The sequence below is a fragment of the Photobacterium aquimaris genome, assembly GCF_002954455.1.
Classification (GTDB): domain Bacteria; phylum Pseudomonadota; class Gammaproteobacteria; order Enterobacterales; family Vibrionaceae; genus Photobacterium; species Photobacterium aquimaris.
The window spans coordinates 2,333,879-2,355,447 of sequence record NZ_MSCC01000001.1; the positions used below are offsets into that span (position 1 = coordinate 2,333,879).

Below are 21,569 nucleotides of genomic sequence, written 5' to 3' on the forward strand. Positions count from 1 at the left end.
ACGAAGTGCGGATTAGATTCAATATGTTAAATAGAGCGAAATTATAGAAATTTAAATGATTTATATGCTAGCTAATTATTGCTAAATAATTTAAGTGAGTGGAAAATCTCGAATCTATATTGAAATGTATCTGAATTAATGAAAATAAAGTTATTATTAAAACGTATTACAATGTTGGTAATTGTGTTGTTTGCTTTTTTGTATATATACGCGACAAATCCATTTACGAACAAAGAAATGAGCATGGCGAGCCTGAGTTTAGCTCTTGCGAATCAACAAGCTTGTAACTTTTCAGTATATGGAAAGTCAGCTGTTGAAAGTTACCGATTAAACCCTATTGGGTTTGCACTAATGTATGTTAATAAGCCGTCTCAAGTTAGCCTTAACGTGATCAAAGGCTATGACACCATAATGACTAAATATGCGAAGGATGGGGTGTTTACGAAAGGAAGTCCAAATGTAGTTACAAAAGAATGGAGTGAGAATGAAGCTTACAACTTAGCCAAAACATATAGTTCACCTATTCTTGCTTTACAAATTAGCCATGAATCCTTCCATCGAAAATGGTTGTGATAGTGCGCATCAATAATTACTGTTAAATGACCGTCCCTTGTGGCGGTTTTTTAGTATATTGACGTTACCATGTATCTGTATCGGATCACTTTATCTGCAAATTACTATTAATCTACTTCTATCCATATAGTTGTTATTTCAATTACTTTCATTAAAGATTTAGGTGCGCAATCTTCCATATCTAATATTTCTAGATTTTTAAAAGCTCTTCGTAGCATACATTCTGCTTCATATTTGATGTCTACATGAAGTACAGCATTAGCTTCGATTTTATGATCAAAATGTTTTATGGCATTTTTATAATGGTAATGCTCTTTAGCCGTCTTTGTCACATCAAGCGTTGGATCAATTCTGCTCTTCCATTTAGTTGCATTATCTTTATCTCTATCATGTAAATTTTTTAGATTTTCCGAATTACAGTATTTACCAAGAATTTCTTCTGCTGCTCCAGCTAGATGTAAAGAAGAAAAAAAAGACTCTTCTAGAAATAATCGCGAGGAAACATCAAGATACTCTAGAGATATTTGGAATTTATTGTATTTTGCTAAGTTATCGTTACTTGGCTGCATTGGATTCATAAAAAATATTCTTTTTTTAATAATATTTATATTTAACGCTCAGTTAGTATTATTGTGCACGTTGATAGCAATAAATCACACCTATACTTTACTTTTAAATTTCAAATTAATCAGTGTTTTGTAGTTAATTTAATTTTTCTTTTGACAGTTCTGTTCAGTACACATAAATAGCCATACTGTTAAATACTGCCCTTTTGAGGCGGTATTTTTATATGCGGGCGCTGGAGAATCGTTTTTGATTGTTATTTAGCGGGCGGATTATATTACAGCCATAATGAAACAAGGCCGTTAAACGGCCTTGTTGTAGAATCTTTAACTCTATATTACCAAGTTAGACCACATGCGCTCGCTTTTGCTTTCGCTAAGCTGTAGTACTTACGCTTAACTAAGTAGTTACCGTCGTTTTTAAGTCCTTCAACACGTAGCCATTTATTTTTGCCAAAACGTGCTTTAACTGGAACACCAACCGCAAAGCGTTTACCTGATTGGTATTTAGCTACATAAAAAGAATCTTGCACTTTAAAAATGTAGCCATTGCTACCACAAATTCGAGCACTCTCAACACGGCCTTTTTTGCTATCACCCCAGCGACCCCAATCATTTGCATGACTAGGTAAAGACGTTAGCGCAACCATACCAAGTAATAATCCTAAAATAGCTTTTTTCATTATAATTCTCAAAAGTAAACTTATGAGTTTATTTTAATTTCAAAAAAACATGAAAGAAAGAAAAATAATCTCATAATGTGAACAATTGACATATGTCAGCAAAATACATCATTTTCAGCATGGGGTTATATAGAAATATATCTAATTGGTATGGATTTAAGTGCTAGCTGTTTTTGAGCATTATCTACTTTGAGTCATAAATGTAAAAAAGGCTTTGAACGAATTAGTTCAAAGCCTTCTTAGGAAATATATTTAATGGTTAAGGCTAAGCCCTAACGTTGACTTTACTTAGTCATGTTGCCGCTTTTGTACATAGAAGCGAATACAGGAGTGTAAAGTGCAACAATTTTATTAACGATACCAGTCATTTCTTTTTCCTCAATAAACTAAGCTTTAAATAGTACAACCATCGCCTATCCATTGAATCTATAAGGCTTGCGGTCGTGTTTTGATGGGGCTCATTATAGGTATTTTAATTAACTTGAAAAATGATAAAAACAACCACTTCGCATTAGTTTTAGTAATGTATTTTTTAAGTAAATTAGTGCTCGATTTACACCTTAACTACCGACTTTCAGCCATAAAAAAAGGCCGCAATCTGCGGCCTTCAACTATAAAGCTAAAGCGAATAACTAGCCTAGTAACTCATTGGCGTTATTAACGATATTTTCAACCGTAAAGCCAAACATAGTAAATAGTTCATCTGCTGGTGCTGATTCGCCAAAGGTTGTCATACCGATAATGCGACCGTTAAGACCTACATATTTATACCAGTAATCAGCAATACCTGCTTCAATCGCGATTCGTGCGGTGACATTTGCAGGTAATACACTTTCACGGTAAGCCGCATCCTGCTTATCAAATAAATCAGTTGCAGGCATTGAAACCAAGCGTACTTGACGACCAGCAGCGGTTAACTCTGCATATGCTTGAGCAGCGATACCCACTTCAGAACCGGTTGCAATTAAAATCAACTCTGGCTCAGCAGCACAATCTTTAAGAATGTAGCCACCTTTAGTAATGTTGGCTACTTGGTCTGCATTACGATCCTGCTGATCAAGATTTTGACGCGAGAAGATCAACGCTGTTGGGCCATCTTTACGCTCAATCGCGTATTTCCAAGCCACTGCTGATTCAACCTGATCACAAGGACGCCATGTGCTCATATTTGGGGTTAAACGTAATGATGCTACTTGTTCTACTGGTTGGTGAGTTGGACCGTCTTCACCTAAACCAATTGAATCATGGGTGTAAACCTGAATGTTCTGCACTTTCATTAGTGCAGCCATACGCAGTGCGTTACGCGCATATTCCATAAACATTAAGAAAGTTGCACCATAAGGAACAAAACCACCGTGTAAGGCAATACCGTTAATAATGGCTGTCATACCAAACTCACGCACACCGTAGTGAATGTAGTTACCTGATGCATCGGTTGGTGTTAGTGATTTAGAGCCAGACCACATGGTTAAGTTAGACGGTGCTAAGTCAGCCGAGCCGCCCATGAACTCAGGTAATAATTGGCCATAAGCTTCAAGTGCATTTTGTGAGGCTTTACGTGAGGCAATATTAGCTGGGTTAGCTTGTAGATCTGCAATGATCTTTGACGTTTCAGCTTCCCAGTTCGCTGGTAATTCACCGTTGATGCGACGGCTAAATTCAGCCGCTAATTGAGGGTAAGCAGCGCTATAAGCGGCAAACTTTTGATCCCATGCTGTTTCTTTAGCGTTACCTGCTTCAGTTGCATTCCAATTAGCCGCAATATCAGCCGGAATTTCAAATGGACCATGGTTCCAACCTAAAAACTCACGTGCTGCGGTAATTTCTTCAGCGCCCAGTGGCGCGCCGTGACAATCATGCGAACCGGCTTTATTAGGTGAACCAAAACCAATGATGGTTTGGCAACAAATAAGCGTTGGCTTAGCGGTTTCTGCTTTCGCAGCTTCAATTGCGGCATTAATTGCTTCAGCATCGTGACCATCAACGGTAGCAATAACATGCCAGCCATAGGCTTCAAAACGTTTAGCAGTATCGTCTGAGAACCAACCTTCTACTTCACCATCAATAGAAATACCGTTGTCATCCCAAAAAGCAATTAACTTACCTAAGCCTAACGTGCCAGCTAGTGAACATGCTTCATGAGAAATACCTTCCATCATGCAGCCATCACCCATAAAGGCATAGGTGTAATGGTCAACAATGTCATGGCCTTGCTGGTTAAATTGCTCTGCCATTGATTTTTCAGCTAACGCCATACCAACCGCATTAGTAATACCTTGGCCTAATGGACCGGTGGTCGTTTCAACACCCGGTGCATAACCGTATTCAGGGTGACCCGGTGTTTTTGAATGTAATTGACGGAAGTTTTTCAGATCATCAATCGATAAATCATAACCAGTTAAATGAAGCAAAGAGTAAATAAGCATCGAGCCGTGACCGTTTGATAACACGAAACGATCGCGATCAGCCCAATTTGGATTGTGAGGATTATGATTTAAATGCCCACGCCATAATACTTCAGCAATATCTGCCATTCCCATTGGTGCACCAGGGTGACCTGAGTTTGCTTGTTGCACACCATCCATACTAAGTGCACGAATTGCATTGGCCAGTTCTTTACGAGACACCGCATTGCTAGAAGACATATCTGCTCCAAATAGTCATAAAATAATAATTGACGTAAAAATAATGACTGCTTTTAGTGGCAGTCACTTAATTGCGTTTGAATATTGTCTCAAATAGACACGGCCTACTGCAAACGTTTTCTTTTTTAAAAAAGCTATTTTATTCAATACCATGCAATTTATGCTAATTACGCTTTTAACAGCCAATATCAGTAAAATTAATGGCTTAATATTGAATGAGTTAGCGTTTTGACTAAACCCTTACAGATTACATTGTTGATTTTATAGCTAGTCGGGGTATTATAGACGTCTAGACGGAGGTAGCTCTATACATATAAACGTATAGAATGCAGTGCAGTATCAGTATTACCGCTACCGTTCTAATAAATTTATGAATATAAGTGAGATCACCAATGGCTAAACACTTGTTTACTTCTGAGTCGGTATCGGAAGGACATCCAGATAAAATTGCAGACCAAATTTCAGATGCAGTCTTGGATGCAATTCTAGAGCAAGACCCGAAAGCGCGTGTTGCTTGTGAAACTTACGTAAAAACTGGCATGGTAATGGTCGGTGGTGAAGTAACGACTTCTGCATGGGTTGATATCGAAGAAATCACTCGTGAAACAGTACGTGAAATTGGTTATGTTCATTCTGATATGGGCTTTGATGCTAATTCTTGTGCTGTACTAAACACTATTGGTAAGCAATCACCAGACATCAACCAAGGCGTTGATAAAGCAGACCCTAAAGAGCAGGGCGCTGGTGACCAAGGTATTATGTTTGGTTACGCAACTAACGAAACTAAAGAATTGATGCCTGCACCAATTACTTACTCTCACCGTCTTGTTCAACGCCAAGCAGAAGTACGTAAGAACGGTACGCTACCTTGGTTACGTCCTGATGCTAAATCTCAGGTAACGTTTGAATACGATCAAGGTAAGATTATTGGTATTGATGCAGTTGTACTATCAACTCAACACAGTGATTCAATTTCAACAGCGGATCTACGTGAAGCTGTAATGGAAGAAATCATCAAACCAGTACTACCTGAAGAGTGGCTACGTAAAGAGACTAAATTCTTTATCAACCCAACCGGTCGTTTTGTTATCGGTGGCCCAATGGGTGACTGTGGCCTAACAGGTCGTAAAATTATCGTTGATACTTACGGCGGTGCAGCACGTCACGGTGGCGGTGCATTCTCTGGTAAAGATCCATCAAAAGTTGACCGTTCAGCAGCATATGCAGCGCGTTATGTTGCGAAAAACATTGTTGCTGCTGGTATGGCTGAGCGTTGTGAAATTCAACTTTCATACGCTATCGGTGTTGCAGATCCAACATCTATCATGATTGAAACTTTTGGTACTGAAAAAGTACATCAAGATATTATTATTGAAGCAGTTCGTCAGCACTTCGACCTACGCCCATACGGTCTACAAGAAATGCTAAACCTACTGCAACCTATCTACAAAAAGACTGCAGCATATGGTCACTTTGGTCGTGAAGAGTTCCCTTGGGAAAAAACTGACAAAGTAGACGTATTACGCGAGTTCGCTAAACTTAAATAATAATAAATTTAAGTTTATCAAACACTAAGGGGCGATTAATCGTCCCTTTTTTTATATCTAAAATAAAATAATCGTCAATATTTATCCTGCGGTGTATAGTCTGCGGGGGGTTATTCCCTGCTCGGCGACCGATTACTCTAGGATATTTCACGCTATGACCCCGCTACAAAAGCAAGTACTTACTCATGTAGAACATTGCATCAAACATGCTAATCAACGCCTTAATAAACGACTGCCACTGCCCGCGGTTAATTTTACTCAACGCGGAAAAATTGCCGGTACTGCGCACTTACAAAAATGGGAATTACGCTTTAACCCAATATTATTGGCTGAAAATCCTGAGGCATTTTTAAATCAAGTGGTAGCCCATGAAGTTGCGCATTTAGTGGTATTTAAATTATTTGGTCGCGTGCGTCCTCATGGTCGCGAATGGCAACTGATCATGACTGAAATATTTAATGTTGCACCTAAAACCACCCATAATTTTAATGTTAGCTCGGTGGCGGGAACGAGTTATATTTACCACTGCCCATGTAGTGAATACCCACTAACTATTCGCCGCCATAATAAAGTTAAACGCGGTCAAGCCAGTTATCATTGTCGTAAATGTCGCCAACTATTAGCGTTTAAAACTGTCGCTTAATGGTCACTCTCTTCCCCTGACGACCACAATCCGTTGTTAGTGATTAGTAGATTAACTTTTGCCCTCCATCTGCTGCTAACCGTGGTAATATCTGGTATTACTCAACCATTACTACAGATGACCGCATCATGAGAATTCCACGAATTTACCATCCACAACCTTTACCAAGCCAAGGTACGGTTATGCTTAGCGACGATGCGGCTAACCATGTTGGTCGTGTTATGCGAATGCAAGTTGGGCAACAAGTGTTACTGTTTGATGGCAGCAATGCTGAATTCCCTGCTGTGATTAGCAATGCTAGCAAAAAAGCAGTTGAAGTTGAGATTCAAAGCCGTATTGAGCATAGTATTGAATCACCACTTGATATTCATTTAGGCCAAGTAATTTCACGTGGTGACAAAATGGAGTTCACCATTCAAAAATCAGTTGAGCTTGGTGTTAATACTATTACCCCTCTGATTTCAGAGCGTTGTGGCGTTAAACTCAATGCTGAGCGATTTGAAAAGAAACTTGAGCAATGGCAGAAAATCGCGATTGCAGCCTGTGAACAATGTGGCCGTAATGTTGTGCCAACCATTCGCCCAGTGATGAAACTAGAGCAATGGTGCGCTGAAGAATATGATGGTTTAAAACTAAACTTGCACCCTCGTGCGCATTATTCTATTAACACCCTCCCTACTCCAGTAACCAACGTTCGATTATTAATCGGCCCTGAGGGTGGCTTGTCTGCTGAAGAGATCAGCATGACTGAGCAATATAAATTTGACGAAATTTTATTAGGCCCACGTGTATTACGCACTGAGACTACCGCAATGACAGCCATTACCGCACTGCAAGTTCGTTTTGGTGATCTAGGCTAAGTAAACAGGAGAAAACAATGATCAAGCTAGGTATTGTGATGGACCCTATCGAGTCTATCAATATCAAAAAAGATTCGACCTTTGCCATGATGATGGAAGCACAACGTCGTGGTTGGGAATTACACTACATGGAAATGAGTGATCTTTCTTTAGAGCAAGGTGTTGCGATTGCACGTACTCGTACTGTAACGGTAAAAAAAGATCCTAACGATTGGTTTGAATTCCATAATGAGCAAGAGATTCCACTCGCGGATCTTGATGCGGTATTAATGCGTAAAGATCCTCCGTTTGATACTGAATACATTTATGCAACTTACATTCTTGAGCGCGCTGAAGATAACGGTGCGTTGATCGTAAACAAACCGCAAAGCCTACGTGATTGTAATGAAAAATTATTTACTGCATGGTTCCCAGAGCTAACCCCAACTACGATTGTTACTCGTCGTGCTGAAAAACTAAAAGCTTTTCACCAACAGCATGGTGATGTGATCCTAAAACCACTTGATGGTATGGGTGGCTCGTCAATCTTCCGCGTAATGAAAAATGATCCTAACGTATCAGTGATCATTGAAACATTGACCGCGATGGGCGAAAACTACTGCATGGCACAAACTTTCGTGCCTGATATTAGTAATGGCGATAAGCGTATTCTAGTGGTTGATGGTGAGCCAATGCCATACTGCCTAGCGCGTATTCCAGCTAAAGGTGAAACCCGTGGTAACTTGGCAGCAGGTGGTCGTGGTGAAGCACGCCCTATTAGCGATACTGATCGTAAAATCGCTGAAACTGTAGCGCCAATTTTAAAACAAAAAGGCTTAATATTTGTTGGCCTTGATGTGATTGGTGACAAGCTTACTGAAATTAACGTCACTAGCCCAACTTGTATCTGTGAAATTGAAGCTGCGTTTGATATTTCAATCACGGGTAAATTAATGGATGCAATTGAGCGCCGTATTAACGCTAACTAAATTCACCTAAGCGCTAAACATCAACCATAATCAAACCAACTACGCAGCGATTAAATGTGATCGCTGCTTTTTACTATCAACACCCTCAGCGGTGCTGAGATGTATTTAATGGTATTGTAAATGAACCTGACCAATCATTTTTTAGTGGCAATGCCCACTATGGAAGATCCAAACTTCAAACACAGTGTGATTTATGTGTGTGAGCATAATGATGAAGGTGCTATGGGTATCATCATCAATCAGCCGATTGAAATCTCAATTGCCGATATGCTTGAGCAAATTGATATCGAGCGAACACTGCCTTTAGTTGATCCATTAAGCCTTGAATACCCAGTTCTCAATGGTGGCCCAGTTGCTGAAGATCGTGGCTTTGTACTGCACACGCTTCAAGCCGGTTATGACTCCACAATTACGATTACGCCGCAACTTGCTGTCACCACCTCACTCGATATTTTAGCCCAACTTGGCACTCAACAAGCGCCACAAAAATTTATTGTGGCACTCGGTTACGCCGGTTGGGATGAAGGGCAATTAGAGCAAGAATTAGCTGACAATAATTGGCTAACGATTGAGGCTAATAACACCATTATTTTTTCCACTCCGATAGATCAACGCTGGCAACAAGCCATAGCAATATTAGGGGTTAGCCCTGCGAATCTATCATCAGATATAGGTCATGCATGAGTCAATCTCGTAGCGTATTAAGCTTTGATTACGGCACCAAAAGTATTGGGGTTGCAATCGGCCAAGAACTCACAGGCACAGCCAGTCCATTAGCCGCTTTAAAAGCTAAAGATGGTATTCCTAATTGGGATGATATTGAAAAAATCCTTAAAGAGTGGCAGCCGGATTTAATCGTCGTTGGTCTGCCATTAGATCTTAATGGCAAAGAACTAGAAACCATCGCGCCACGCGCCAAGAAATTTGCTAATCGCATTCATGGTCGTTTTGGTTATGCGGTCGAATTGCACGATGAACGCTTAAGCACAGTTGAAGCTAAATCGGAGTTATTTGAACGCGGTGGTTATCGTTCATTGAGCAAAGGTAACATTGATTCACAGTCAGCAGTGGTTATTTTAGAAAGCTGGTTTGAACGTCAATACGGCGCTTAATTAGCAATTTTTTATTGGTTATTGCGCCGCTATAAAAAGACTAAAAAAAAGACCAACTCGATGTCGAGTTGGTTTTTTTAGTCGGTACAGCTTTAGCTAATAAGATCATCACAAAGCTGACAGTGGTTTTTATTTCAGCTAACAGCCTCTTATCAAGCCGCGTAATCTCTTACCTGATCAGCTTGTACAGCTTTTTGATCATTTAAACTCAAGAACTAAACAGCTGAATAGCCGTTATTTAACCTCAATTAAAATACTTAATAATCAATAGATTAAATATAAACCACGAATCTGTCGTCATTATTATTAATTTTACCATGATGATCCTTTAGCAAAAGGATCATCATGTGCATTATTATTTATCGAGTGTAACCCCAGATAAACTATTTAACGGTTTAGACATTGGATCACCGACTTTGATCATCAACCGTAAGTCATTAGCTGAGTCAGCATGATGAAGCGCATCTTGCTCACTGATCTTACCTTCACTAAATAACTGATACAGCGATTGATCAAACGTAATCATTCCCGCTTCGGTTGATTTTGCCATCACATCTTTAATTTCATACAAATCACCCCGTCGAATAAGATCCGCGACTCGCGGTGTATTAAGTAATAATTCATATACACCATGGCGACCGACACCATTAGCATCAGCCACTAACTGCTGTGCTAAAATACATTTAAGATTAAGTGACAGATCAAACAAAAATTGTTCGCGACGCTCTTTAGGCACTAAATGCAAAATACGCTCTAATGCCTGATTAGCATTATTGGCATGCAAAGTTGCCATACATAAATGGCCAGTTTCAGCAAAATTCATCGCGTATTCCATGGTTTCACGAGTACGAATTTCACCGATTAAAATCATGTCTGGTGCTTGGCGTAAGGAGTTTTTTAATGCCACTTCATAACTGGCAGTATCAAGCCCTACTTCACGCTGAGTGATAATGCATTTGTTATGTTGGTGGACAAATTCAATCGGATCTTCAACCGTTAAAATATGACCACTACGATGCTGATTACGATAGCCTGTCATTGCCGCCATTGAGGTCGATTTACCCGACCCAGTTGCACCCACAATTAATACTAAACCGCGTTTTGATAATGCCAGTCGTTCCATATCAATTGGCAACTGTAAATCATCCATTTGCGGAATTTGGGTTTCAATACGACGGATCACCATGCCTGGTAATTCTCGCTGCCAAAACGCACTAACACGAAACCGGAATCCGTTACGCACTAACGCAAAATTGGCTTCTTTGGTGGTGATAAATTCTTGGCGCAAGCTCGCATCCATGGCTTGATCAAATAACCTATCCACCCTATCGACATTGAGCACTTCGCCAACATCATGCAGGTTGCCATCAATTTTTAATAAACACGCACAATCAACCGTGATATATAAATCAGAAGCCTTTTTAGCCACCATTTGCTCAAGAATGTCGTCTAAGGTCATCAGTTATTCCTTTAATTAAAACCCACGTTTACTACTATCAAGAATACGGCGTCCTTCTTCTGATTCGACCATTCCTTGTGCCACCAGCATTTTGACGCTTTGTTCCATCGTCTGCATTCCAAGTGAAGCGCCGGTTTGAATCATTGAATACATCTGGGCAATTTTATCTTCACGGATCAAATTGCGAATCGCAGGGGTTGCCATCATCACTTCATGACAGGCCACTCGGCCACCTGATGTACACTTCAATAGATTTTGCGCCACCACCGCCCGTAATGATTCAGACAACATCGAACGTACCATCGATTTATCGCTACCAGGAAAAACATCAATAATACGGTCAACGGTTTTCGCCGCTGAACTGGTGTGCAAGGTGCCAAGCACTAAGTGACCGGTTTCGGCTGCGGTTAAGGCTAAACTAATGGTTTCTTGATCGCGTAATTCCCCCACTACAATCACATCGGGATCTTCACGTAATGATGATCGCAGTGCATTTTGGAAACTTAAAGTATCGCGATGCACTTCACGTTGGTTGATCAAACAACTTTTACTGGTATGAACAAATTCAATCGGATCTTCAATGGTCAGAATATGGCGCTGATAGTTACTATTGATGTAATCTACTAAGGCGGCAATAGTGGTTGATTTACCAGAACCTGTCGCACCCGTTACTAGCACTAGCCCACGACTAAGCTGAGCAATATCATAAAAAACCTCAGGCACATTGAGCGAGGCTAAAGTTGGTATATGGATCGGAATGGTACGCAGCACAGCTGAACAGCCACGCGACTGATGAAAAGCGTTAACCCTGAAGCGGCCAATGTCGGGTAATTCAAAAGAAAAATCGACTTCTAATTTTTCTTCATACTCTCGACGCTGCGCATCGTTCATAATATCAAATATTAATCGATGGACTTCGCTATGATCTAAAGCTGGTAAACTGAGCTTTCTCACGTCACCATCAACTCTTATCATTGGTGGAACGCCCGCAGAAAGATGCAGATCTGATGCGTTATGCTTTACACTAAAATCGAGTAATTCGGTGATATCCATACATTTTCCTCAAGAATCAATTATGAACAGTATTAAGCAAAATATTACACAGGTCATCAATGAGATGGCACTAGCAACTAAAAAATGCGGCAGAGCCGCCGATTCGGTGCAATTGTTGGCAGTAAGTAAAACCAAGCCCGTAGCCGCGATCGAACAAGCGATTGATGCAGGTCTGGTTGCCTTTGGTGAAAATTATGTTCAAGAAGGGGTCGATAAAGTCAATTATTTTGCAAGTCATCCTGCAGCAGAACAATTAGTGTGGCATTTTATTGGTCCGATTCAATCAAATAAAACTCGTCCGATTGCCGAGCATTTTGATTGGGTTCATTCCATTGATCGCCTTAAAACGGCAACCCGTTTAAATGACCAACGCCCAACCACCATGGCACCATTAAATGTGCTGTTACAAGTTAATACCAGTGGTGAAGCCAGTAAATCAGGTATCAGTGCTGATGAGGTGATGGAACTCGCCGCTGCTATTGCGACCATGCCGCAATTAGTTTTACGTGGATTAATGTCGATTCCGCAACCAGAAACCGATTATGATAGCCAATTCGCTGCTTTCAAAGCGTTAGCAGATGTATTTGCACAACTTAAACCACACCACCCGCAACTTGATACCCTATCGATGGGCATGAGTGGCGACATGGAAGCTGCGATTGCAGCAGGAAGTACTATGGTGCGTATTGGTACTGCCTTGTTTGGTGCGCGTGATTATGGCAATCAAGCCTAACAATAGTTTCTAAATAAACGGGTAACGACTCTGCCTACCGATTTGGATGTCGTACCAACAGCAAAGGATATTACATGGAACAGCGCTCTATCGCTTTTATCGGTGCCGGCAACATGGCACGTTCAATCATCGCCGGCTTAATTGCCAGTGGCTACGATGCTAAGAAAATCACGGCAACAGCGCCAAGTGAAACTCGCCTAGCACCGTTAAAGGATGATTTTGGTATTAATACCGACAGTGATAACCTGCGCGCAGCGCAACAAGCTGACGTCGTGGTACTGGCGGTAAAACCACAATTAATGGCAGATGTATGTTTACCATTGCAAGCGGTCGACTTCAGTAATAAATTAGTGATCTCAATTGCTGCTGGTATCAACAGCGCACGCTTAGCAACCATGCTTGATAGCCAACTGCATTTAGTGCGCGTGATGCCAAATACACCAGCATTAATTGGTAAAGGCATGAGTGGCTTATATGCAGATTCAACCTTAGCACCACAAGATCATCAATTTGCGAGTGATCTCTTACAAGCTGTTGGTGAAATTTGCTGGGTTAAACAAGAAGCAGATATCAATGGTATCATTGCCGCAGCAGGCAGTGCGCCGGCTTACTTCTTCTTGTTTATGGAAGCAATCCAACAACAAGCAATGGCACAAGGTTTTGATGAGCAAACGGCACGTTTATTAGTTCAGCAAACTGCATTAGGCGCGGCAGAAATGGTGCAAGCCAACTCAGAAACGGATCTTGCCACATTACGCCAGCAAGTAACGTCTAAAGGCGGTACCACCGCAGAAGCGATTAATACATTCAACCACCATCATTTAACAGAAATAGTAGCTAAAGCAATGCAAGCTGCGGTTGCTCGTGCTCAAGAAATGGAACAATTGTTTTAAGGTTTAATTATGAATTCAATGGCTTTTTTAATTTCCACAGTATTTGATTTATATATCATGATTGTGTTGTTACGGGTGTGGCTACAATGGTCACGCGCTGATTTTTACAACCCGTTTTCGCAGTTTATTGTCAAAGCAACCCAACCGGTTGTAGCACCATTACGTCGCGTGATCCCATCGATTGGCTCATTTGATATGGCGACAATTTTATTTGGTTACTTATTATGTGTGGCAAAGTTTATTTTGCTGCAATTAGCATTAACCGGCGGTGCGTTTGCTTTTAGTCCTAGCTTCTTATTATTAGGTTTGCTGGCACTGGTTAAAGCAGCCGGTGGGTTATTATTCTGGGTACTATTAATTCGTGCTATTTTAAGTTGGGTCAGCCAAGGCCGTAACCCTATTGAATATGTAATGCATCAGCTAACTGAACCTCTAATGGCACCGATTCGCCGTGTGCTACCAGCAATGGGCGGTTTAGACTTAAGTATTCTGGTTATCTTCTTAGGATTGCAGTTTGCTAACTATTTAATGGGTGATTTAATTGGGCCGATTTGGTTCCAATTATGAGTGCTAATGCTGTCTGTCGCCACGGCGATGATGTGGTTATTCGACTTTACATTCAACCTAAAGCCAGTCGCGATCAAATTGTTGGCTTACATGGCGATGAAATTAAAATCTCCATTACTGCGCCACCAGTGGATGGTAAAGCTAATGCTCATTTAGCCAAGTTTTTAGCTAAGCAGTTCAAGGTCGCTAAAGGTTTAGTGCATGTGGAAAAAGGCTTTCAAGGCCGTCACAAGCAAATACGCATTGAGGATCCGAAACAGATCCCTGAACCGATTGCGAGCCTGATGCAATAATTTTATTGTCAGCAGCTACTTTAAAAAAGCGAATATCATTTCGATATTCGCTTTTTTTATACTCCATAACCCTCGCTAAAATAGCCTCGCTGAGTGCGCGACTTTGTTATTATCCCCACAACGGCTATCATAGCGGTTATTCGCAAATGACGGTTTTTAAAAGGCATCAATATGAGCAAACTAGTACTAGCAACAGGCAATCAAGGCAAAGTAAAAGAAATGGCTTCCCTACTTGCTGACTTTGGATTTGATGTGGTCGCTCAAAGCGATTTCAATGTTTCAGAAGTGGCTGAAACTGGCACTACTTTTATTGAAAATGCGATCATCAAAGCACGTCATGCTGCTAAAGAAACTGGCTGCGCTGCGATTGCCGATGATTCAGGGCTTGAGGTGGATTTTTTAAACGGTGCTCCGGGTATTTACTCAGCCCGTTTTGCTAGTGAAGGTGCCACTGATGCGGAAAATATTGATAAGCTACTAGCGGCAATGGACGGTGTACCTGAAGCACAACGCAGTGCTCGTTTTCATTGTGTATTAGTGATGATGCGCCATGAAAATGATCCAACACCACTAGTGTGCCATGGTTCATGGGAAGGCAGTATTTTAACGCAGCGTCATGGCGATAATGGCTTTGGTTATGATCCTATTTTCTGGGTACCAGAAGATCAATGTGCTTCAGCGCAATTAGATCCAAGTCGTAAAAAGCAACTGTCACACCGTGGCAAAGCACTTCAACAACTTTTCAGTGCACTAAAAGGCTAACTCATGCTTGTTCCTCCACCGCTCAGCTTATATGTTCACATTCCTTGGTGTGTTCAAAAGTGCCCCTATTGTGACTTTAATTCGCACGCGCTAAAAACTGAATTGCCAGAGTTGGATTATATTGACGCTTTAATTGATGATCTAGAAACAGATCTAATGGCCTACCAATTAATCAATGGTCAACGACCACTGCATTCTATTTTTATTGGTGGTGGTACGCCAAGTTTGATCTCGCCAACTGAAATTGGTCGTCTACTGCGTACCATTGAAGCTCGCATTCCTTTTAGTGACAATATTGAAATTACCATGGAAGCCAATCCAGGTACGGTTGAAGCTGGTCGTTTTGATGGTTATCGCCAAGCGGGTGTGAACCGAATCTCAATTGGCATTCAAAGTTTTCAAGATCAAAAATTACAGCGTTTAGGGCGTATTCACGGTAGCCAAGAAGCAATTAAGGCAATAGAACTGGCAAAGTCGGCGGGATTAAACAGTTTTAATACCGATCTAATGCATGGTTTACCTGATCAATCTATTGCTGATGCGATCAGTGATCTTAAACAAGCGATCGCACTTGATCCACCGCATTTGTCTTGGTATCAGCTTACGATTGAACCCAATACTCTGTATTACTCAAAGCCACCAACATTGCCTGATGATGATGATTTATGGGATATTTTTGAGCAAGGACATGCGTTATTAACCGCTGCTGGTTATCAACAATATGAAATTTCTGGCTACAGTAAGCCCAATAAACAATGCCAACATAATCTTAATTATTGGCGCTTTGGCGATTACTTAGGCATTGGCTGTGGTGCCCATGGCAAGATCAGCTTTGATGACGGCCGTATTGTTCGTACAGTGAAGGTCAAACACCCTCGTGGATATTTACAATCAAATAAGCCTTATTTAAGTGAACAAATAGCGGTGGCTGACAGCGAACGACCGTTTGAGTTTTTCATGAACAGATTTCGATTATTAGAAGCCTGTCCAAAGCAAGACTTTATCGATCGTACTGGCTTACCATTAACCACCATTGCAGCCAATATCGATTGGGCGCTTGAACAAAATTATTTACAAGATAATGGCGATCAATGGCAGATAACTGAACACGGTAAATTATTTTTAAATGATTTGCTGGCTGCATTTGTTGAAGATGATGGTTAGCGTAATCTAAGTGCTAAATGGTGCTACCAACAAAAAAGCGAGGGCTGGTCGTTAACGGTTATTTAACCATTTAACCTCTCGTCTCTCGCTTTTTTATGAGCGTTATTATCAAGTGTAACGTTATAATAAATTAACGCTTTCCCAGCTTTTCAGCGCGGGAATATGTTGTCTTATTTGGCGCTCTTGTTGGATGCGTAAATTGACAAACTGGCACACTTTTGCATTCACATGCTGCCCATGCGACAACAAATAAGGCAGATCATTATTAATGGTTTGGTAATATTGCACTAATAACTGCGTTTGGTCTGGATCGAGTTTTACCTTGTGAATATCAAAATATAACTGACCATCATCTTTGACCACAAAAGTTTGCTTAGATTGCGATAGCGTCAGTGTATCATCGCTTATACTGACACTATTGTGCCATTGTGGATCACACTCGCCAGCAATAAGGCTTGAGCTAAATAACACCATCAAACCACCGCAGCCAATTGTACTCATGATAGTTTTTAATTCCATGCAACTTCCCCTTCTTAAAAGTGGGTAGCTGCACCTAGCCGCTGCATTTACCCATTAAAAAATAGAACGTCCAATCCGTTGTGAAAGCTTTTCTAATACCGCAGTGCCTACTAATGAGTTACCTGATGGATCCAACTCCGGTGACCATACAGCAATGGTCATCTCTCCAGGCACAATAGCAACAATACCGCCACCAACACCTGATTTACCCGGCATTCCGACTCGGTAAGCAAATTCTCCAGCACCATCATATAAACCACATGTCGCAAGCAATGCATTTATATGCTTACTTTGAGTTTGGCTAATAATTGGCGTTTTTGCACCTAAAGGCTGACCTTTATTTGCTAAATAAGAAAATGTTCGCGCTAAATCAACACAACTCATCTTTAAAGCACAGTAACTAAAGTAGTTATTTAACACTGGCATTACTTCATTATTAAAGTTGCCAAATGAACGCATTAGATAAGCAATCGAAGCATTACGATCACTATGTTGCATCTCTGAATTAGCCACAACTTTGTCGTATACGATTTGCGGATTGCAGGATAATTCACGCACTAATTCCAACATTCGATACTGCGGCGCACATAGGCGACTATAAAGCATGTCTGAAATAACAATCGCACCAGGATTAATAAACGGATTGCGCGGAATACCATTTTCCAATTCGAGCTGAATCATCGAATTAAACGCCTGACCGGATGGCTCTTTACCAACTCGTGCCCATAATTCTTCCGGTTCATAGAGTGACATTGCCAGTGTTAGCGATAAAACTTTGGAGATCGATTGAATAGAAAAACTTTCTTGGCTATCACCTGCTTGAATAATTTCACCATCGTTATAACACACCGCGATGCCTAATTTACTCGCAGAAACTTCCGCTAAGGCAGGAATATAGTCAGCCACTTTTCCTTGACCAATCAAAGGTCTAACTTCATCTAAAATGCCTTTTAGCAAGGTCTCTGTTGGCTTCATTTACTTCATCTCCAATAACAAAAAAGCCAACAAAAGTTGGCTTTCTAAACAAATAACGCAATAACAGCTGCAACCCTAATCGATAGTCACAGTAATGTTTGCAATTATTCAGTACGCATATACTTCATATCCCATACGCCATGACCTAGGCGATGACCACGTGCTTCAAACTTAGTTAAAGGACGATCTTCTGGGCGAGCAATATAAGCGCCATCTGTCGCTGTATTTTTATAACCTGGCGCTGCATCCATTACTTCTACCATATGCTCTGCGTAGTTTTCCCAGTCAGTTGCCATATGGAAAATACCACCAATTTTAAGCTTTTTACGTAGCATCTCAGCAAATTCAGGCTGAACGATACGGCGCTTATGGTGACGCGCTTTATGCCATGGGTCAGGGAAGAACAACTGCACCATATCAAGGCTACCATCAGGGATCATGTGTTCAAATACTTCAACACCATCATGGCACATTACGCGTAAGTTAGTTAAATTAGCCGCTTCAGCGCCCATTAAACAGTGACCAACACCTGGAGTGTGAACTTCGATACCAACGAAGTTTTTCTCTGGCGCCGCTTGTGCCATTTCAACCAATGATGCACCCATGCCAAAGCCGATTTCTAATACAACTGGCGCTTCACGGTTAAAGACTTGTGTCCAGTCCAGCATTTCAGTGGCGAAATCAATACCCATAGCTGGCCAGTTTTTTTCCATCGCATTTTCTTGGCCCTTGGTTAAACGGCCTTCACGACGAACAAAACTACGGATCTTACGAACCATTTTGCCTTCATCGGTAAATTCAGTCAGAGTTACGTCACCTGACTTTTTTGAAACTTCGCTCATGCTAACTATCCAAACAAAAAAAGAAACGGAACGGCATTATCCAAAGTTATAGCCTCAATTCAAGTCTATCAATTGTGATAATCGCCAGTTTATGATGCAATCTTAGTCAATAACGTCATTATAGACGCCATTACATTAATGAGTTGCAGTATAAGGGATCGTCCCCACGGACTCCAACTTTACGCAAGCTCATTCGATAATAAAGCCCAACTCGGCATTTTTTTAATGCCAATTTAGTAAAGTGAGCCCATTGTGAGTACAGCTTTTTCTGACGCTATTTTAGCGTGGTATGATAAATTCGGCCGTAAAACCCTACCGTGGCAACACCAAAAAACCCCTTATAAAGTATGGTTATCAGAAATCATGTTGCAACAAACTCAGGTTGCCACAGTGATCCCTTACTTTGAACGTTTTATGGCGCGCTTCCCTACCGTGGCTGATCTTGCCGCTGCTGAGCAAGATGAAGTGTTACATTTATGGACAGGGTTGGGCTATTACGCTCGCGCACGTAATCTTCACAAAGCAGCCCAATTAATTGTTGCTGAACATAATGGTGAGTTTCCGACCACGATTGAAGCCGTTGAAGCACTGCCGGGGATTGGCCGCTCAACTGCAGGTGCGGTGTTATCGCTATCATTAAAACAGCATCATCCTATTTTAGATGGCAACGTTAAGCGTACTTTAGCGCGTTGTTATGCGATTGAAGGTTGGCCGGGCAAAAAAACGGTTGAAAATGCGCTATGGAATATCGCGATTAAAAATACGCCGGCGATTGGCGTCGAACGTTACAATCAAGCGATGATGGATATGGGCGCAATGATTTGCACTCGTAGCAAACCTAAATGTGATTTATGCCCTATTGAAGCGCAATGCATTGCCAAAGCACAGCAACGACAGAGTGAATTTCCGGGCAAGAAACCCAAAAAAGTGATGCCAGAAAAACAAACCTGGTTTGCCATTTTACGTTATGGCGACAAAGTATGGCTTGAGCAACGTCCTCAAGTGGGTATTTGGGGTGGCTTATGGTGCTTTCCACAGCATGATAATGACGATCTTAATGATCTATTATTGCAACAACTGGGACAGCCGCAAACCATGATTGCCAGTCAGCAACAGTTAATCGCATTTAGACATACATTCAGCCATTACCACCTTGATATTGTGCCGGTATTATTCACTCTAAACACACTTCCTGATGTGATCCATCAGCGCCAAGGGCAATGGTATGATCTCCATGATCCCGCCAAAATTGGTTTAGCAGCACCGGTACAAAAAATCCTTGATGGATTGCTATATCCTCAATGATTACACGGTTGTTATTCCAGCCTCGACCCTAGCCGCTACAGGTCGAGTCTGGTATAACTATTGCTATAATACTGCTGTTATAAAAAAACACTGCAGTTATAAAAAATACCGCCATTATAAATTCAGCCCTTCTCGCTGTGATTTAATGATACATGCATAAGGAATATTCCATGAGCCGTACTGTTTTTTGTGTCCATCTACAGCAAGATGCTGAAGGTCTAGATTTTCAATTGTACCCAGGTGAACTTGGTCAACGGATTTTTGATAGTATTTCAAAACAAGCATGGGCACAGTGGCAAGCAAAACAAACCATGCTGATTAATGAAAAAAAACTCAATATGATGAATGTTGAACATCGCCAATTACTTGAGACAGAAATGGTTAATTTTTTGTTTGAAGGTAAAGATGTGGTGATTGATGGTTATACGCCACCAACAAAATAATATTGAGATCAAAGAGATATTCCGCCGTGACTCAAACGGCGGAAAACATTAAAAAAAGTAAAAAACCACGCCACAACGAACAAAAAGTCAACACTCAAACATAATAATCATTTTTTATTAAAAAAAGGGTTGACGAAAAGGCTCAAAACCCTTTTAATAGCGCCCCGTTGCCTCGATAGCTCAGTCGGTAGAGCAGAGGATTGAAAATCCTCGTGTCGGTGGTTCGATTCCGCCTCGAGGCACCATTTCTTCTCTTTGAAGTTTGGTGCCAAGCAACGACAAAATCTGTTCCCTCTTAGTTCAGTTGGTAGAACGCCGGACTGTTAATCCGTATGTCACTGGTTCAAGTCCAGTAGAGGGAGCCACTATTTATTTCTTGGCTCATTTGAGCGGAGAGATTACAGAATTAATGTGCCGACTTAGCTCAGTAGGTAGAGCAACTGACTTGTAATCAGTAGGTCACCAGTTCGACTCCGGTAGTCGGCACCATTTATTCTCTTACTTCGGTAAGAAATGCAAAAATAGCAATGTTATTGCTGTGTTTGCCTCGATAGCTCAGTCGGTAGAGCAGAGGATTGAAAATCCTCGTGTCGGTGGTTCGATTCCGCCTCGAGGCACCATATTAAAATTTGATGCGATTTTTCGTATTAAATAGTAAAAGTTAATTCCCTCTTAGTTCAGTTGGTAGAACGCCGGACTGTTAATCCGTATGTCACTGGTTCAAGTCCAGTAGAGGGAGCCAAATAAAAGTGTGCCGACTTAGCTCAGTAGGTAGAGCAACTGACTTGTAATCAGTAGGTCACCAGTTCGACTCCGGTAGTCGGCACCATTTATTGTCTTACTTCGGTAAGAAATGCAAAAGTAGAGACTTAACCATCACTACTTCTGCCTCGATAGCTCAGTCGGTAGAGCAGAGGATTGAAAATCCTCGTGTCGGTGGTTCGATTCCGCCTCGAGGCACCATATT

At 41.2% G+C, this 21,569-nt stretch carries 23 protein-coding genes and 7 tRNA genes; 22 read left to right on the forward strand and 8 right to left on the reverse strand.

Annotation, left to right across the window (positions count from 1 at the left end):
* The first annotated feature begins 243 nt into the window (after positions 1-243).
* Positions 244-573 carry a hypothetical protein gene (locus BTN98_RS10235; protein WP_146107012.1) on the forward strand — a complete coding sequence of 110 codons (330 nt, stop codon included), beginning with the start codon at positions 244-246 and terminating at the stop codon, positions 571-573.
* Between the two features lie 107 nt (positions 574-680).
* Here the strand turns inward: BTN98_RS10235 and BTN98_RS10240 are convergent, their stop codons facing one another.
* From BTN98_RS10240 to tkt, 3 genes are all read right to left on the reverse strand, one after another.
* Entirely contained in the window at positions 681-1,151 is a 471-nt protein-coding gene (locus BTN98_RS10240; protein WP_061000777.1) for a hypothetical protein, read from the reverse strand.
* 323 nt (positions 1,152-1,474) lie between these two features.
* Entirely contained in the window at positions 1,475-1,819 is a 345-nt protein-coding gene (locus tag BTN98_RS10245) for a hypothetical protein (protein WP_061000775.1), read from the reverse strand.
* 632 nt (positions 1,820-2,451) lie between these two features.
* Positions 2,452-4,464, reverse strand: a complete 2,013-nt coding sequence (gene tkt, locus BTN98_RS10250; protein WP_061000773.1) for a transketolase — start codon at positions 4,462-4,464, stop codon at positions 2,452-2,454.
* Between the two features lie 392 nt (positions 4,465-4,856).
* On the opposite strand from tkt, the gene metK reads away from it, so the two are divergent.
* From metK to ruvX, 6 genes are all read left to right on the forward strand, one after another.
* Positions 4,857-6,011 carry a methionine adenosyltransferase gene (metK, locus tag BTN98_RS10255; protein WP_061000771.1) on the forward strand — a complete coding sequence of 385 codons (1,155 nt, stop codon included), beginning with the start codon at positions 4,857-4,859 and terminating at the stop codon, positions 6,009-6,011.
* Positions 6,012-6,165: 154 nt separating this feature from the next.
* Positions 6,166-6,654, forward strand: coding sequence for a SprT family zinc-dependent metalloprotease (locus tag BTN98_RS10260; RefSeq protein WP_061000769.1), 489 nt, complete (start codon positions 6,166-6,168; stop codon positions 6,652-6,654).
* A gap of 128 nt (positions 6,655-6,782) precedes the next feature.
* On the forward strand, positions 6,783-7,514 hold the full coding sequence (gene rsmE, locus BTN98_RS10265; protein WP_061000767.1) for a 16S rRNA (uracil(1498)-N(3))-methyltransferase: 732 nt from the start codon (positions 6,783-6,785) through the stop codon (positions 7,512-7,514).
* A gap of 17 nt (positions 7,515-7,531) precedes the next feature.
* Positions 7,532-8,482, forward strand: coding sequence for a glutathione synthase (gshB, locus tag BTN98_RS10270; protein ID WP_061000765.1), 951 nt, complete (start codon positions 7,532-7,534; stop codon positions 8,480-8,482).
* Positions 8,483-8,602: 120 nt separating this feature from the next.
* Entirely contained in the window at positions 8,603-9,166 is a 564-nt protein-coding gene (locus BTN98_RS10275) for a YqgE/AlgH family protein (RefSeq protein WP_061000764.1), read from the forward strand.
* Complete coding sequence (gene ruvX, locus BTN98_RS10280) at positions 9,163-9,594, forward strand: Holliday junction resolvase RuvX (RefSeq protein ID WP_061000762.1); 432 nt, start codon at positions 9,163-9,165, stop codon at positions 9,592-9,594. The genes BTN98_RS10275 and ruvX overlap by 4 nt, the downstream gene beginning before the upstream one ends.
* Positions 9,595-9,949: 355 nt before the next feature.
* Here the strand turns inward: ruvX and BTN98_RS10285 are convergent, their stop codons facing one another.
* Complete coding sequence (locus BTN98_RS10285) at positions 9,950-11,053, reverse strand: PilT/PilU family type 4a pilus ATPase (RefSeq protein WP_061000760.1); 1,104 nt, start codon at positions 11,051-11,053, stop codon at positions 9,950-9,952.
* Positions 11,054-11,068: 15 nt separating this feature from the next.
* Positions 11,069-12,106: a type IV pilus twitching motility protein PilT gene (locus BTN98_RS10290; protein WP_061000758.1), complete on the reverse strand. Its 1,038-nt coding sequence runs from the start codon at positions 12,104-12,106 to the stop codon at positions 11,069-11,071.
* A gap of 22 nt (positions 12,107-12,128) precedes the next feature.
* Here BTN98_RS10290 and BTN98_RS10295 point away from each other — a divergent pair, with 22 nt between their 5' ends.
* The 6 genes from BTN98_RS10295 to hemW all read left to right on the forward strand — a co-directional run bounded on the left by BTN98_RS10295 (position 12,129) and on the right by hemW (position 16,518).
* Positions 12,129-12,839: a YggS family pyridoxal phosphate-dependent enzyme gene (locus BTN98_RS10295; protein ID WP_061000756.1), complete on the forward strand. Its 711-nt coding sequence runs from the start codon at positions 12,129-12,131 to the stop codon at positions 12,837-12,839.
* 74 nt (positions 12,840-12,913) lie between these two features.
* Entirely contained in the window at positions 12,914-13,732 is an 819-nt protein-coding gene (gene proC, locus BTN98_RS10300; RefSeq protein WP_061000755.1) for a pyrroline-5-carboxylate reductase, read from the forward strand.
* Between the two features lie 9 nt (positions 13,733-13,741).
* A complete protein-coding gene (locus tag BTN98_RS10305; RefSeq protein ID WP_061000753.1) occupies positions 13,742-14,299 on the forward strand; it encodes a YggT family protein in 558 nt (185 codons plus the stop codon).
* Positions 14,296-14,592: a DUF167 family protein YggU gene (gene yggU / locus BTN98_RS10310; RefSeq protein WP_061000751.1), complete on the forward strand. Its 297-nt coding sequence runs from the start codon at positions 14,296-14,298 to the stop codon at positions 14,590-14,592. Before BTN98_RS10305 ends, yggU begins: the two co-directional genes overlap by 4 nt.
* A 171-nt stretch (positions 14,593-14,763) precedes the next feature.
* On the forward strand, positions 14,764-15,354 hold the full coding sequence (locus tag BTN98_RS10315) for an XTP/dITP diphosphatase (RefSeq protein ID WP_061000749.1): 591 nt from the start codon (positions 14,764-14,766) through the stop codon (positions 15,352-15,354).
* A gap of 3 nt (positions 15,355-15,357) precedes the next feature.
* Positions 15,358-16,518: a radical SAM family heme chaperone HemW gene (hemW, locus tag BTN98_RS10320; protein ID WP_061000747.1), complete on the forward strand. Its 1,161-nt coding sequence runs from the start codon at positions 15,358-15,360 to the stop codon at positions 16,516-16,518.
* 120 nt (positions 16,519-16,638) lie between these two features.
* On the opposite strand, the gene BTN98_RS10325 is transcribed toward hemW, so the two are convergent.
* The 3 genes from BTN98_RS10325 to trmB form a co-directional block, all read right to left on the reverse strand.
* Positions 16,639-17,037, reverse strand: a complete 399-nt coding sequence (locus tag BTN98_RS10325) for a DUF2884 family protein (protein ID WP_061000745.1) — start codon at positions 17,035-17,037, stop codon at positions 16,639-16,641.
* A 54-nt stretch (positions 17,038-17,091) separates the two neighbouring features.
* On the reverse strand, positions 17,092-18,012 hold the full coding sequence (gene glsB, locus BTN98_RS10330) for a glutaminase B (RefSeq protein WP_061000743.1): 921 nt from the start codon (positions 18,010-18,012) through the stop codon (positions 17,092-17,094).
* A 104-nt stretch (positions 18,013-18,116) separates the two neighbouring features.
* Complete coding sequence (gene trmB / locus BTN98_RS10335) at positions 18,117-18,854, reverse strand: tRNA (guanosine(46)-N7)-methyltransferase TrmB (RefSeq protein ID WP_061000740.1); 738 nt, start codon at positions 18,852-18,854, stop codon at positions 18,117-18,119.
* Positions 18,855-19,106: 252 nt separating this feature from the next.
* On the opposite strand from trmB, the gene mutY reads away from it, so the two are divergent.
* From mutY to BTN98_RS10380, 9 genes are all read left to right on the forward strand, one after another.
* Positions 19,107-20,159: an A/G-specific adenine glycosylase gene (gene mutY / locus BTN98_RS10340; RefSeq protein ID WP_061000739.1), complete on the forward strand. Its 1,053-nt coding sequence runs from the start codon at positions 19,107-19,109 to the stop codon at positions 20,157-20,159.
* Between the two features lie 170 nt (positions 20,160-20,329).
* Positions 20,330-20,602 (forward strand): oxidative damage protection protein, encoded by a 273-nt coding sequence (locus BTN98_RS10345; RefSeq protein ID WP_061000737.1) that lies wholly within the window; start codon positions 20,330-20,332, stop codon positions 20,600-20,602.
* Positions 20,603-20,771: 169 nt separating this feature from the next.
* Positions 20,772-20,847 (forward strand) — tRNA-Phe (locus BTN98_RS10350).
* A gap of 44 nt (positions 20,848-20,891) precedes the next feature.
* Positions 20,892-20,967, forward strand: a tRNA-Asn gene (locus BTN98_RS10355).
* 48 nt (positions 20,968-21,015) lie between these two features.
* Positions 21,016-21,091, forward strand: a tRNA-Thr gene (locus BTN98_RS10360).
* A 55-nt stretch (positions 21,092-21,146) separates the two neighbouring features.
* Positions 21,147-21,222 (forward strand) — tRNA-Phe (locus tag BTN98_RS10365).
* 46 nt (positions 21,223-21,268) lie between these two features.
* Positions 21,269-21,344: transfer RNA gene (locus BTN98_RS10370), tRNA-Asn, on the forward strand.
* An 11-nt stretch (positions 21,345-21,355) separates the two neighbouring features.
* Positions 21,356-21,431, forward strand: a tRNA-Thr gene (locus BTN98_RS10375).
* Between the two features lie 58 nt (positions 21,432-21,489).
* Positions 21,490-21,565 (forward strand) — tRNA-Phe (locus BTN98_RS10380).
* Positions 21,566-21,569: the final 4 nt, after the last annotated feature.